This is a genomic window from Streptomyces sp. NPDC018610 (assembly GCF_044391765.1).
Lineage (GTDB): Bacteria > Actinomycetota > Actinomycetes > Streptomycetales > Streptomycetaceae > Streptomyces.
Genome location: NZ_JBISAL010000019.1, coordinates 44,310 through 57,773 on the forward strand (window position 1 = coordinate 44,310; position 13,464 = coordinate 57,773).

Sequence of the window (13,464 nt, forward strand, 5' to 3'; positions counted from 1 at the left end):
CCACGCCCGCCCTCCGGGAGGACACCGTCCCGGCGTGAGCCGGCCCGTCGGGCGCATACCGACCGCCTGCCGACCGCCTGCCGGCCACCGGGACGGCCGTCGGCGGGCTCCGGCCGCACCCGTGAGGCCCGGCCGCTGCGGCGGCCGGGCCTCTTCCGGTCGTGGGCGGGTGTTACGCCAGCAGAGCCGGGATCGTGGCCTCGTGGGCCTCGCGCAGCTCGGCCAGGGTCAGTTCGAACTCGCCCTGGACCTCGACCGTGTCTCCGTCCACGACACCGATGCGGGTGACGGGCAGACCCCGCGCACCGCACATGTCGTTGAAGCGGACCTCCTCCGAGCGCGGCACCGCGACGACCGCGCGCCCGGCCGACTCGGACAGCAGGAAGGTGAACGCGTCCAGCCCGTCCGGCACGACCAGACGGGCGCCCTTGCCGCCGAGCAGCGCGGACTCCACGACCGCCTGGACGAGACCGCCGTCCGACAGGTCGTGCGCGGAGTCGATCATGCCGTCGCGGGAGGCGGAGATCAGGATCTCGGCCAGCAGGCGCTCGCGCTCCAGGTCGACCTTGGGGGGCAGACCGCCGAGGTGGTCGTGGACCACCTGCGACCAGGCCGAACCGCCGAACTCCTCACGGGTGTCGCCGAGGAGGTACAGCAGCTGGCCCTCCTCCTGGAAGGCGACCGGGGTGCGCCGGGCCACGTCGTCGATCACGCCGAGGACGGCGACGACCGGCGTCGGATGGATGGCGGCCTCGCCCGTCTGGTTGTAGAGCGAGACGTTGCCGCCGGTCACCGGCGTGCCGAGCTGCTGACAGCCGTCCGCGAGACCCCGTACGGCCTCGGCGAACTGCCACATCACCGCCGGGTCCTCGGGCGAGCCGAAGTTCAGGCAGTCGGAGACGGCCAGCGGCTTCGCACCGGTCGTGGCGACGTTGCGGTAGGCCTCCGCCAGCGCCAGCTGCGCGCCCGTGTACGGGTCGAGCTTGGCGTAGCGGCCGTTGCCGTCGGTGGCGAGGGCGACGCCGAGGCCGGTCTCCTCGTCGACGCGGATCATGCCGGAGTCCTCGGGCATGGCCAGCACGGTGTTGCCCTGCACGAAGTGGTCGTACTGCTGGGTGATCCACTTCTTGGACGCCTGGTTCGGCGACGCCACCAGCTTCAGGACCTGGTCCTTCAGCTCCTCGGACGTCTGCGGCCGGGGCAGCTTGTTCGCGTCGTCGGCCTGGAGGGCGTCCTGCCACTCGGGGCGGGCGTAGGGGCGCTCGTAGACCGGCCCCTCGTGCGCCACCGTGCGCGGGTCGACGTCGACGATCTTGCCGCCGTGCCAGAAGATCTCCAGGCGGTCGCCGTCGGTCACCTCGCCGATGACGGTGGCGATGACGTCCCACTTCTCGCAGATCTCCAGGAAGCGGTCGACCTTCTCCGGCTCGACCACCGCGCACATGCGCTCCTGCGACTCGCTCATGAGGATCTCCTCGGGCGAGAGCGTGGAGTCGCGCAGCGGGACGTCGTCCAGGGTGACGCGCATGCCGCCGGAGCCGTTGGAGGCCAGCTCGCTGGTGGCGCAGGACAGGCCGGCCGCGCCGAGGTCCTGGATGCCGACGACCAGCTTCTCGGCGAACGCCTCCAGGGTGCACTCGATGAGCAGCTTCTCCTGGAAGGGGTCGCCGACCTGGACGGCGGGGCGCTTGGAGGGCTTGGCGTCGTCGAAGGTCTCCGAGGCCAGGATCGAGGCGCCGCCGATGCCGTCGCCGCCGGTCCGGGCCCCGTACAGGATGACCTTGTTGCCGGCGCCGGAGGCCTTGGCGAGGTGGATGTCCTCGTGCCGCATCACGCCGATGGCGCCGGCGTTGACCAGCGGGTTGCCCTGGTAGCAGGCGTCGAAGACGACCTCGCCGCCGATGTTGGGCAGGCCCAGGCAGTTGCCGTAGCCGCCGATGCCCGCGACGACGCCCGGCAGGACGCGCTTGGTGTCGGGGTGGTCGGCGGCGCCGAAGCGCAGCGGGTCCACGACGGCGACCGGGCGCGCGCCCATCGCGATGATGTCGCGGACGATGCCGCCCACGCCGGTGGCCGCGCCCTGGTAGGGCTCCACATAGGAGGGGTGGTTGTGCGACTCCACCTTGAAGGTGACGGCGTAGCCCTGGCCGACGTCCACGACACCGGCGTTCTCGCCGATGCCGACGAGCATCGCGTCGTTCTCGGGGGCCTTCTCGCCGAACTGGCGGAGGTGGACCTTGGAGGACTTGTACGAGCAGTGCTCGGACCACATCACGGAGTACATGGCGAGCTCGGCGCCGGTGGGGCGGCGGCCGAGGATCTCCACCACCCGCTCGTACTCGTCCTTCTTCAGGCCGAGTTCGGCCCAGGGCAGCTCGACGTCGGGGGTCGCGGCCGCGTGCTCGACCGTGTCCAGAGGCGTCCTGCTCATGCGGTGACCAGCTTCTTCAGGATCGAGGTGAAGAACGGCAGGCCGTCGGTGCGGCCGGTGCCGATCAGCGGCTCGGTGGCGTGCTCGGGGTGCGGCATCAGGCCGACGACGTTCCCGGCCTCGTTGCTGATGCCGGCGATGTCGTTGAGCGAGCCGTTCGGGTTTCCATATCCGTCGGCGGCTTCGCCGTGGACGAGGTAGCGGAAGGCGACGCGCCCCTCCGCCTCCAGCTTGTCGAGCGTGTACGCGTCGGCGACGTACCGGCCGTCCATGTTCTTCAGCGGGATGCTGATCTCCTGGCCGGCGGTGTAGTCGCTGGTCCAGGCGGTCTCCGTGTTCTCCACCCGCAGCTTCTGGTCGCGGCAGATGAAGTGGAGGTGGTCGTTGCCGAGCATCGCGCCCGGGAGGAGGTGGGCCTCGGTGAGGATCTGGAAGCCGTTGCAGATGCCGAGCACCGGGAGACCGGCCTTCGCCTGGTCGACGAGGGTGTCCATCACCGGCGAGAAGCGCGCGATCGCGCCGGCGCGCAGGTAGTCGCCGTAGGAGAAACCGCCGCACAGAACGACCGCGTCGACCTGCTTGAGGTCCTTGTCCTTGTGCCACAGGGCGACCGGCTCGGCGCCCGCGAGGCGGATCGCGCGCCGGGTGTCCCGGTCGTCGAGGCTGCCCGGGAAAGTGACGACGCCAATACGAGCGGTCACTTCGCGGCCTCCGCGACTTCCTCCACCTTGACGGTGAAGTCCTCGATCACGGTGTTGGCGAGGAAGGATTCGGCAAGATCGTGAATGCGGGCGAGCGCGGCGTCGTCGACGGGCCCGTCCACTTCCAGTTCGAATCGCTTTCCCTGACGTACGTCGGAGATGCCTTCGAAACCCAGGCGCGGCAGTGCGCGCTGCACCGCCTGGCCCTGGGGGTCGAGGATCTCCGGCTTGAGCATGACGTCGACTACGACGCGTGCCACTGGCACTCCCGGTGTGTGGTGCTGAGCAGGTCCCTTCAGACTACCCGCACAAAATTTCTACGCGAGTAGATTGGTAGGAAACTACGTGATGGCGGTCACGGTCCGGTATCGGATCCAGGGCCTGGGGAAAAGTTCTGGGAAAGTTCGTGTTCTGCCCCGGACGCCCTATTGCCCCGGGACACGCGGGCAGATTTAGTCGGGGCTTCACTTGGCATTGCCCGGCACTGTACAAATGAATTGGCAACAGCCGATACTTTTCCCGATAACAGGCGGACAGCCGACATCTGGCGAACATCTCCGCACGTCCGGCAGGTCCTGATGGAGCAGCCGGGGCGCCGAGGTGTCGCACGAAGGGACCGATATTCGTGGCGCAGCGTGTCGTGGTCACTCTCTTTGACGACATCGACGGCTCGGAAGCGGCGGAGACGATCGCCTTCGGACTCGACGGCAAGTTCTACGAGATCGACCTGAACCAAGCCAATGCCAAGCGACTGCGCAAGGCGCTCGCGCCGTACGTGGAGGCGGGCCGCAAGCGGTCGCGGTCGGGCAAGGCCTACCGGCAGACGGAGGTGGCCCCCGACCCGGCGGCCGTCCGCGCCTGGGCGCAGGCCAACAAGATGGACGTGCCGGCGCGCGGCCGGATCCCCAAGAAGGTCTACGAGGCGTTCAGCGCGGCCCAGTGACGGGACCGGCCACGCCCGAGGGCGCCGACGGGCGGACCGGGGGTGCTCGCGAGGGTTCTCCCGGGCCCGTCAGAGGGCCCTGGGAACAGCCGACTTGCGCAACCCCCCTGCTGATCAGCTAATGTCTGGAGCACGCCGAGGGGCGAGGCCGAAAGGCCGAGGCCCACGGAGTACATGCGGGTGTAGTTCAGTAGTAGAACATCCCCCTTCCAGGGGGAAGGCGCAGTGTGCGATTCCTGTCACCCGCTCTGCACCGCCGGTCCCGACCACTCATGTGGATCAGGTAGGCTGGTGCTCGCGCCGATCGGTGGGAGCCGGTCGGAGGCAATGCGGACGTAGCTCAGTTGGTAGAGCGCAACCTTGCCAAGGTTGAGGTCGCGAGTTCGAGCCTCGTCGTCCGCTCGGGAAAAAGAACCCGGTCCAATGGACCGGGTTCTTTTCGTGTTCGCCGCGCCTGTTCGCCGGGCTCCGGCGCCGCGGGTCGTGGAACCCCGAGCGTTTCGCCCTGACATTTGTCATACCGACCGATGACATCGCGCACTGCTGTCCGCACCGAGCGGGCGGGACGCTGATGCCATGGAGATCAACGAGCACGAACACGTGATTGAGGTCACCGACCTGCGGCGTGTGTACGGGGGCGGGTTCGAGGCGGTGCGCGGCATCTCGTTTCACGTGAAACACGGCGAGGTCTTCGCGCTGCTGGGCACCAACGGCGCCGGAAAGACGTCCACGGTGGAACTGCTGGAGGGCCTCGCCGCACCGACCGCGGGACGGGTGCGGGTCCTGGGCCACGACCCGTACACCGAACGCGCCGCCGTACGGCCGCGTACCGGAGTGATGCTCCAGGAGGGCGGTTTCCCCTCCGAGCTGACCGTGGCCGAGACCGCGCGGATGTGGGCCGGGTGCGTGAGCGGGGCGCGACCGCCGCGGGAAGTGCTCGCGCTGGTCGGGCTGGAGCGGCGCGCGGACGTCCGGGTCAAGCAGCTGTCGGGTGGTGAGCGACGGCGTCTGGACCTGGCCCTCGCCCTGCTCGGCGACCCCGAAGTGCTGTTCCTGGACGAGCCGACGACCGGGCTGGACGCCGAAGGGCGTCGGGACACCTGGGAGTTGGTGGGTGCGCTGCGGGACGCCGGCACGACCGTGCTGCTCACCACGCACTACTTGGAGGAGGCGGAGGGACTCGCCGACCGGCTCGCGATCCTGCACGAGGGCCGCATCGCGGCGGCGGGCACCCCTGCCGAGGTGACGGCCGCGCAGCCTTCTCATATCTCCTTCCAGTTGCCTGACGGCTATTTCCTCGGCGATCTTCCGCCCTTGGCCGAACTGGGCGTATGCGGCCACGAGGCGACCGGAGGCGTCGTTCGGCTGCGCACACACGAACTGCAGCACACCGCCACGGAACTGCTGTTGTGGGCACGACGGGCCGGGATCGCACTGCACGGGCTGGACGCCCGGTCGGCCTCATTGGAGGAGGCGTTCCTCGGCATCGCCCGGGAGGCCGCCGCACCCCGGGACAAGGAGTACGTCGCATGAGCGGCACCGTCACCGCCCCGTCGCCGGCCCACGCCCAGGGCACGCGCACCACTTCGATGGGCCGCGTCGCAGCCCTCGCCCGTGCCGAGCTGACCCTGTTCGTACGCAGCAGGAGCACTCTGGTCTCGGCCGTGCTCGTGCCGCTGGCGCTGCCGTTCACCGTGCGGTCGGCGACCGGCGGGATGGACCTGAAGGGCGCCGGTCTCACCGTGGGACTGGTCGTCCTGCCCGCCGCGATCGCCTTCTCACTGCTGTTCGCCGTGTACTCCACCCTCGTCGGCGTGTTCGTCGCCCGCCGCGAGCAGCTCGTCCTGAAGCGGCTGCGCACCGGCGAGCCGCGGGACGCGGAGATCCTCGCCGGGGCCGCCCTGCCGGCCGTCGTCACGGGACTGGCGCAGTCGCTGATCCTGGCGGCCGCGTGCACGGCGTTCCTCGGCCTGCCCGCTCCGCGCGCACCGCAACTGGCCGCCCTCGGGCTGTCGCTGGGCCTGGTGCTGTGCGGGACGCTGGCGGCGGTCACCTCGAGCTTCACCCGGACCGCCGAGAGCGCCCAGGTGACGGCCATCCCGCTGGTGCTGGTCTCGATGACGGGCTCGGGCGTCGTGGTGCCGCTGGAGCTGATGCCCGACCGGCTCGCCCGCATCTGCGAACTGCTGCCCCTGACCCCGGTGATCGAGCTGGTGCGCGGTGGCTGGACCGGTGATCCGAGCGCACCGGAGGTCCTGCGGGCCCTGGCGGTGGTACTGGCCTGGTCGGCGGCGGCGGTGTTCGCTGTGCGACGGTGGTTCCGGTGGGATCCGCGGCGCTGACCGCGCGGGGACGACGAAGGGGGGAGGCCGCGGTGCTCGGCGGGATACGGGGCTGGCAACGGCGCAACTGGCGGGACCGGAGCAAGGCCGAACGGGTCGAGCTGCAGACGGTGATCACCTGGTACGCCGCGGTCTGGGTGTTCGAACTCACCTGGCTCACCCTGCCGGTGGCCGGCGCCGTCCGGCACCGGCCGCTGCCACTCGTCCTCGGCGGCCTGCTGCTCGTCGTCGGCGTCCTGCAGTGCCTGGCCGCCGGCCGGCTCGCCCGGCCGGCGCTCGGCCACTATCTGGGCCGGGGCGCCCTGACCGCGCGGACCCTGCGCCCCTCGCTGGTCCTGCTGGCACTCGCGCTGGTCCTGATCTGGGTCCTGGTCCTGACGGGCGGTCTCGACCCCTGGGCGGCGCGGCTGGCGATGGGCGCCGCCCTGCTGACGTTCGGCCTGCTGTACGGGCTGGTGGTGGCGGTGCGCGTGCTGCTGCGCCGGGCCACCGTACTGGCGGTCGTCCTCATGGCGACCTCCGCGCTCGTCCTGCGAGCCCTCGTCGATGTGCTGATGACCGGGCTCATGGTCGTCTTCGCGATGGCCGTGTCGCTGCTGGCCGCGCGCTGCGGCGCCTGGACCCTGTCGGTGCTGTGGGAGGCCGAACGCGCCCGCGAGGTCGAGGCCCGGCTCGCCGTCGCCGAGGAGCGGCTGCGCTTCGGGCGCGACCTGCACGACGTGCTGGGGCGCAACCTCGCGGTGATCGCCCTGAAGGCCGAGCTGGCGGTGCAGCTGGCCCGACGGGGACGGCCCGAGGCGGTGGACCAGATGACCGAGGTGCAGAGGCTGGCGCAGGAGTCGCAGCGCGAGGTGCGCGCGGTGGTGCGCGGCTACCGGGAGGCCGATCTCGAAGCGGAGCTCGCCGGCGCTCACGGCGTGCTGGCGGCCGCCGGCATCGCCTGCTCGATCACCGGATCGGCCGCCGGGCTGCCTGCCCCGGTACAGTCCGCGCTGGGCTGGGTGGTCCGGGAGGCGGCGACGAACGTGCTCCGGCACGGTGACGCCCGGTCGTGCGCCATCACCCTGAGGATCGACGACGGCCGGGCCGATCTGTCCGTGGAGAACGACGGGGTGCCCGACTCCCCCGCCCGCGACCGACCCGGCTCCGGACTCGCGGGGCTGCGCGAACGGCTGGCGGAACTCGACGGAACGCTGCGGGCCGGGCCCGCCGGACCCGGCCGGTTCCGGCTGACCGTCGAGGTGCCGTTGCGGACCGCCCCCACCGAGACACCCGTGCGATGAGCGAGGTCACCCCATGACGACACCCTCCGCCCCCGTCCGGCTGCTGCTGGCCGATGACGAGCACCTCATCCGGGGCGCGCTCGCCGCGTTGCTCTCCCTCGAGGACGACCTGCTGGTCGTCGCCGAGGCGGCGAGCGGACCCGAGGCGCTGGCCATGGCACGGGCGCACGTTCCCGACGTCGCCGTGCTGGATCTCCAGATGCCCGGCGCGGACGGTGTGAAGGTCGCCACAACCCTGCGCGCCGAGCTGCCCGGCTGCCGGGTGCTGATCGTGACCAGCCACGGACGGCCCGGGCACCTGAAGCGGGCACTGGCGGCCGGGGTGCGCGGCTTCGTCCCGAAGACCGTCAGCGCCCAGCGCCTCGCCGAGATCATCCGCACCGTGAACACCGGAAACCGCTACGTCGACCCCGAGTTGGCCGCCGACGCGATCTCCGCCGGGGACTCGCCGCTGACCGCGCGCGAGGCCGAGGTGCTGGAACTCGCCGCCGACGGGGCGCCCGTCGCGGAGATCGCCGAGCGGGCCGCGCTGTCCGCCGGAACGGTGCGGAACTACCTGTCGTCGGCCGTGACGAAACTGGGCGCGGAAAACCGGCACGCGGCGATATGCCTCGCACGGGAGCGAGGTTGGGTATAGTTGCTCTCGCGCCACGGCGCAACGCGGACGTAGCTCAGTTGGTAGAGCGCAACCTTGCCAAGGTTGAGGTCGCGAGTTCGAGCCTCGTCGTCCGCTCCAGTTCCGAGCCCCCCGGCTTCCACCGGGGGGCTCGGTCGTTTCTACGACCAGCTCGTACCGGTCAGGCGCTCGTAGGCCTCCGCGTACTTGGCGCGGGTCGCCTCCACGACCTTCTCGGGCAGCGGCGGCGGGGGCTGCTCGCTCCCGCGGTCCCAGCCCGACTCGGCGGAGGTCAGCCAGTCACGGACGTACTGCTTGTCGAACGACGGCTGGGCGCGGCCCGGCTGCCACAGGTCGGCCGGCCAGAAGCGCGAGGAGTCCGGGGTGAGGACCTCGTCGGCCAGGACGAGCGTCTCCCCGTCGAAGCCGAACTCGAACTTGGTGTCGGCCAGGATGATGCCCCGTTCGCGGGCGATGTCCCGGGCCCGTCCGTAGACGGCGAGGGTGGCCTGACGCAGCTGGGCGGCCGTCTCGGCGCCGAGCCGGCGGGCGACCTCCTCGTAGGAGACGTTCTCGTCGTGCTCGCCGACCTCGGCCTTGGTCGCCGGGGTGAAGATCGGGGCGGGCAGCTCGGAGCCGTCGACCAGGCCCTCGGGCAGGGCGAGGCCGCAGACCGTGCGGCTCTCGTCGTACTCGACGAGGCCGGAGCCCGTGAGGTAGCCGCGGGCCACGCACTCCACGGGGGCCATCCGCAGCGACTTGCAGACCAGGGTGCGCCCGGCCCAGTCGGCGGGGGCGCCCTCGGGCAGGTCGGTGCTGATCACGTGGTGGGGGACCAGGTCGGCCAGCCGGTCGAACCACCACAGGGACAGCTGCGTGAGGATGCGGCCCTTGTCGGGGATCTCGGTGGGCAGCACCCAGTCGTAGGCGGACATGCGGTCGCTGGCGACCATCACGAGGTCGCCCGCCTCGTTGCGGTACAGCTCGCGCACCTTGCCGGTGTGCAGATGCACCAGGCCCGGAACCTGGATCGGCTCGGGCTTTTCGACGAATCCGGACACGGTTCCTCCCCGTGGTTCTGTCCAATGGCTCGATTGTCCCGTATGGGGGTGGCGGCCTCGGACAGCGGGTCAGTCGCGCTTGCAGATGCGGTCCAGGAGATTGGCGGTGGCACGCTGGACACGGGCGTCGGTGTGGCCCGGCCGGTCCAGCGCCGGTGACCAGGCGAACGTCCCGGAGGCGAAGACCAGGGCGCCGGACGGGGCCCGGTACAGGGATGTCTCCTGGTGGCGCCGGACGCCGTCGGCGTCGGGGTAGGGGGAGTGCGCGAGCAGGATGCGGTCCTGGTGGTCGGGCAGGGGCGTGCGCGGGAAGTAGCGGTCGGCCTCGCCCGCGACCAGGCCCTCGATCTCCTCGCCCTCCTGCGCCCCGGTCGACTCCCACAGCCAGTGGCCGGCGTTGCGCACGATCAGCGGGTGCGGCTCGGGAACACGGCCGGCGTACTGGATGCCGATGAGCTGCTGCTCGGGACGGTCGATCTCCCGCCACAGCGCCGGCCGGCCCGGGCCCTTGCGTTTGCGGCAGGTCAGCAGGCGGTCGGGGACGCCGGACGGGGACGGCCCCAGCTCCACCTGCCAGTACATGGTGTTGGCGGAGAGGAAGACCAGGGACGTGCCGGTCTCGCGGGCGAGTTCGACGGTGCGGCGCATCGGCGCCGACCAGTACTCGTCGTGGCCCGGGAAGACCAGGCCGCGGTAGCGGGTCGGGTCGATGCGGCCGGAGTGCAGGTCGCGGGCGTCGGCGTAGGCGAGGTCGTAGCCGTAGCGCTCGGCCCAGCGGATGAAGTCGTAGGCGTGCCCGACGTGCAGGGGCAGGCCCGCGCCCGCGTACGGGCGGTCGAAGGAGACCGTGGTCGCCGCGTCGGCCTCGCCCAGCAGCCGCCCCTCCTCGTCCCAGGCGTGATAGAGACTGGCGCCGGTGTGGCCGTCCTCCGGGTAGAGGTTGTAGGCCTGCCAGGTGACGTCGGGCAGCAGCAGGAGCAGGTCCGCGGGATCGTTGTCGCGGACGGTGAAGGGGATGTGGGAGCGGTAGCCGTCGGCGGTGGTCAGCACGGCGACGTAGGCGCCGGTGCTCCAGTACGAGGGGACCTGGAGCCGCCAGGACAGCCACCAGTGGTGGCAGGAGACGGTGCGGTCGGCGGTCAGCGGCGGAGGCTGCACGATCCCGGACAGCCGCGGGCTGGTGGTGATCTTGGCGGCGCCATCGCCGCCGTAGTGGCCGATGCGGTAGACGTCGACGCCGAACTGCTGGGGCGGGTCGACGGTGATGTGGAAGTCGATCGCCTCGCCGGGCGTCACGGCTCCGGTGGAGGCGAAACCCTTGATCTGGCGGTGCACGTCGTCGGCCGAGCGCGGACCGCCGTCGGCGGCCCGGGGGGCCGGGACGCGGGGCGTGCCGGGCGTGGTGTGCGCGGGCGGGTCGACGTACCACGGGACGACGTGGCCGGTGTCGTCGAAGTACGTCTCGCTGCCGCGCAGCCAGGGCACGGGGCCCTGCCCGAAGGGGTCCGTCACGGCGTGCGCGAGTGCTCCCGACTCCCAGCGGCGGATGCGCTCCGGTCCCATCCCCGATCCCCTCCCTCGTGCCCCCGTGGCGGCTCGCGCGGCGGTGCGGGTCCGTCCTCGAGCGGCCGTCGGCCGGCTCACTGTGCGGTTGTCGGTGGCTGTCGTATGTCGGGGGCGTTTGCCACGCGCGCGTTCGGTCCCAGCACATCACATTACGCACGCATGCTGTCACTAGTCGTTGCGAATTGGCCGAAAGTGGAAGCGGGCGGTCCGGTAGGGCGGTCGTGAGGACGGCGTCGGGTGCGGCGACGGCGCGGGTCGCGGCCCTGTCCCGGGGCGGTCAGCCCAGCCGCACCGGCTTCTCCGGGCGTATGCCCCAGTCGATCAGCCAGGTGCGCAACGGCACCGGATCACCGTCCTCGACCAGGGCGAGGACCTTGGCGCCCAGGTCGGCGGCGCGTACGCCGTCGACCAGGAGGGTGGGGCCGTCGAGCCAGTCGAGTCCCGGCGTGGCGCCCGCGGTGTCCATCGCGGCGCAGCACACCATCGCGGTGACGTGGTCCGTGAGGAGTTCGCGGCCGGTGCGCGGCGGCTGGAGCGGGAACAGCGGGAGCGAGTCCTGGTCCCAAGGGGGTGCGCCCGGGGCCTGTCCGGCGCCTCCCGGCGGCGACGTCCCGGCCGCCTGGTCGGCCGCCTCCTCGCGGGCCAGCTCGGCGCTGAGGCCCGCCGCGAGCGCGGCGCTGCGCTCGTTCGCCAGGCCGGTCTCCTCGTCCTGGTCCATGGCCGTCAACAGGCCCTCCTCCAGGTCGACGGCGTGCGGGCCGCCCGCCGGGCCTTCCTCCGGATCACGCCGCAGGACCTCCTCCCGGCCCTCGGGCCCGGCTGCCCCGTCGGCCGTCACCGCCGCGTCCGTCTCCACCGCGTCCGACTCCGTCACGTCCGGCGGGGCCGCGAACGCTCCGTCGGCCGGGGCGGGCGGCCGGGCCGGCGGTCCCGGGGCGTCCGCGGTGCGCGGCGGGGCGGAGAGGTGATCCAGGACCCGGGCCAGGGTCGGGCCGTGCGGATCGGCGGCCGGGGGGTCCGGACAACGGCGTACGCCCAGGGTGTCCAGCACGCGGTGGAGGCGCGCGGCGTCGGTGCGCCACTTGCGGTCCACGACTTCGTCCGGATAGTCCCCCCAGTCCACCGGGGCCCACTGCGGCCCCGGCTCGGCCGGCCCGCCGTGGAACAGCCGGGCCGCCAGCAGCGAGGTCGCCTCGTCCACCGCTCCGGGCTCCTCCAGCAGATCGCAGGCGGGGCGCTCGCCGAGCCGGGAGGCGAAGCCCTCGGCCAGACGGTCGCGGCGGGACAGCTCGGTGAGGGCGGCGACGACGCCGACGTCCAGCCGGGAGGGCCAGCGGCCCATGCGCCAGGCGGGGAGCGCGACCCGGGTCAGCAGCCGGTCCCAGCCCGCGTACGCCAGGCCGACCTGCTCCTGGGCGACGATCCTCAGGCCGTAGTCCACAGCCTGTGCACGCTCGGCCGCGGCGGCGGCCACGCCCCGCTCCATCTGGGCCGCGTCCTCCCGGCAGCCGCGCAGCAGCAGCCGGGCCACCCGGCCGACGCCCGCGGACACCGCCCGGGACGGCAGACGGCGGCCGGGCGACGCGGCGGCGCCCACCGCCGCGTCCAGACCGCGCACGAAGCGGCGGGCGGCGGCTATGTCCGGGTGCGCCGAGGGCCCTGTGCCCGCGACGACCGGGGCGAGGACGGCCCGCAGCTCCCCCACGCGCATCCACCACAGGAACGGGGAGCCGATGACGAGGACGGGCGCCGCCGTCCGGCGCGGGCGGGCCGGTGCCGGTCCGCGCAGCCCGTCCGGCTCGTCGCGGACGTCCGGCTCGGGCGGGGCGTGGGCCGGGTGGGTGCGGTCCTCCAGCCAGCTGTCGCAGTCCGGGGTGAGCGCTATGGCGGACGGCGCGGGGACGTCGAGCCGGTCGGCCAGGTCGCGGACCAGGCGGTACAGGTCCGGGGCGGACCTCTCGGGGACCGGGACCGTGGGGCTCATGGCGGGGCGGGAGCGGGCGACGACCAGGGCGACGCCGGCGGCGGCCAGCAGCACGACGAGCGCGACGGCGCACACCGCCCAGCGGGCGACGTCCCAGCCCCGGCCCACGAGGTGCCCGGTCGCGCCGCCGGCCAGCAGGATCACGGCGAGGGCGGCGGGCAGCAGGGCGACGGCCAGCGCACGGCTGCGGACGCGCAGCACGGCGAGGGCCCTGGAGCGCGCGGACTGCGCGCCGACCTCGGTACCCGAACCGTTCACGGCCGGTCGTCACCCCCTCCCGACTGTCCTGGTGTTGCTCACTCCCCCACTGTGGCACCCGCCACCGACATCGCAATGCCGGTGGGCCAAGTGCCGGAACGCTTGCGCCGCACCCTAGTTGGGGCCTCGGCCCGCGTCAGCCGGATGGGGCATTGCTCACTCGATGGAATGGCTTTGGTCAGAGGTGGTCGACGGACAGCAACGGTCGGGCCCCGGCTCATGTCCGGGGCCCGACCGTCGGTGAAGGGCTGGGGGAGGCGCTGGGCGCGCCGCCGGGAG

Annotated in this window: 11 protein-coding genes and 3 tRNA genes; 8 read left to right on the forward strand and 6 right to left on the reverse strand. The window is 72.5% G+C overall.

The features are described from left to right. Window positions 1-172: 172 nt before the first annotated feature. From purL to purS, 3 genes are read right to left on the reverse strand one after another with little or no spacing between them, the layout of a single operon-like run. Entirely contained in the window at window positions 173-2,431 is a 2,259-nt protein-coding gene (gene purL / locus ACH5A8_RS33780) for a phosphoribosylformylglycinamidine synthase subunit PurL (RefSeq protein ID WP_399007819.1), read from the reverse strand. Then, window positions 2,428-3,132, reverse strand: a complete 705-nt coding sequence (purQ, locus tag ACH5A8_RS33785; protein WP_399007820.1) for a phosphoribosylformylglycinamidine synthase subunit PurQ — start codon at window positions 3,130-3,132, stop codon at window positions 2,428-2,430. The genes purL and purQ overlap by 4 nt, the downstream gene beginning before the upstream one ends. Further along, the gene (gene purS, locus ACH5A8_RS33790; RefSeq protein WP_019982969.1) at window positions 3,129-3,392 is read right to left on the reverse strand and encodes a phosphoribosylformylglycinamidine synthase subunit PurS; all 264 of its coding nucleotides are present in this window, start codon (window positions 3,390-3,392) and stop codon (window positions 3,129-3,131) included. The genes purQ and purS overlap by 4 nt, the downstream gene beginning before the upstream one ends. A 365-nt stretch (window positions 3,393-3,757) precedes the next feature. On the opposite strand from purS, the gene ACH5A8_RS33795 reads away from it, so the two are divergent. The 8 genes from ACH5A8_RS33795 to ACH5A8_RS33830 all read left to right on the forward strand — a co-directional run bounded on the left by ACH5A8_RS33795 (window position 3,758) and on the right by ACH5A8_RS33830 (window position 8,436). Then, a complete protein-coding gene (locus ACH5A8_RS33795; protein ID WP_009189439.1) occupies window positions 3,758-4,075 on the forward strand; it encodes an Lsr2 family protein in 318 nt (105 codons plus the stop codon). A 176-nt stretch (window positions 4,076-4,251) separates the two neighbouring features. Next, window positions 4,252-4,323 (forward strand) — tRNA-Gly (locus tag ACH5A8_RS33800). A gap of 81 nt (window positions 4,324-4,404) precedes the next feature. Further along, window positions 4,405-4,477 (forward strand) — tRNA-Gly (locus tag ACH5A8_RS33805). Window positions 4,478-4,651: 174 nt separating this feature from the next. Beyond that, window positions 4,652-5,608 (forward strand): ABC transporter ATP-binding protein, encoded by a 957-nt coding sequence (locus ACH5A8_RS33810; protein WP_399007821.1) that lies wholly within the window; start codon window positions 4,652-4,654, stop codon window positions 5,606-5,608. After that, complete coding sequence (locus tag ACH5A8_RS33815) at window positions 5,605-6,417, forward strand: ABC transporter permease (protein ID WP_399007822.1); 813 nt, start codon at window positions 5,605-5,607, stop codon at window positions 6,415-6,417. The genes ACH5A8_RS33810 and ACH5A8_RS33815 overlap by 4 nt, the downstream gene beginning before the upstream one ends. 32 nt (window positions 6,418-6,449) lie before the next feature. Then, window positions 6,450-7,700 carry a sensor histidine kinase gene (locus ACH5A8_RS33820; RefSeq protein ID WP_399007823.1) on the forward strand — a complete coding sequence of 417 codons (1,251 nt, stop codon included), beginning with the start codon at window positions 6,450-6,452 and terminating at the stop codon, window positions 7,698-7,700. A gap of 13 nt (window positions 7,701-7,713) precedes the next feature. After that, a complete protein-coding gene (locus ACH5A8_RS33825) occupies window positions 7,714-8,337 on the forward strand; it encodes a response regulator (protein ID WP_399007824.1) in 624 nt (207 codons plus the stop codon). A 23-nt stretch (window positions 8,338-8,360) separates the two neighbouring features. Then, a tRNA-Gly gene (locus ACH5A8_RS33830) sits at window positions 8,361-8,436 on the forward strand. 41 nt (window positions 8,437-8,477) lie between these two features. On the opposite strand, the gene ACH5A8_RS33835 is transcribed toward ACH5A8_RS33830, so the two are convergent. The 3 genes from ACH5A8_RS33835 to ACH5A8_RS33845 all read right to left on the reverse strand — a co-directional run bounded on the left by ACH5A8_RS33835 (window position 8,478) and on the right by ACH5A8_RS33845 (window position 13,185). Further along, a complete protein-coding gene (locus ACH5A8_RS33835; protein WP_399007825.1) occupies window positions 8,478-9,377 on the reverse strand; it encodes a phosphoribosylaminoimidazolesuccinocarboxamide synthase in 900 nt (299 codons plus the stop codon). Window positions 9,378-9,446: 69 nt separating this feature from the next. Further along, window positions 9,447-10,940, reverse strand: coding sequence for a N,N-dimethylformamidase beta subunit family domain-containing protein (locus tag ACH5A8_RS33840; protein WP_399007826.1), 1,494 nt, complete (start codon window positions 10,938-10,940; stop codon window positions 9,447-9,449). 280 nt (window positions 10,941-11,220) lie between these two features. Next, complete coding sequence (locus tag ACH5A8_RS33845) at window positions 11,221-13,185, reverse strand: hypothetical protein (RefSeq protein ID WP_399007827.1); 1,965 nt, start codon at window positions 13,183-13,185, stop codon at window positions 11,221-11,223. Between the last annotated feature and the right edge of the window lie 279 nt (window positions 13,186-13,464).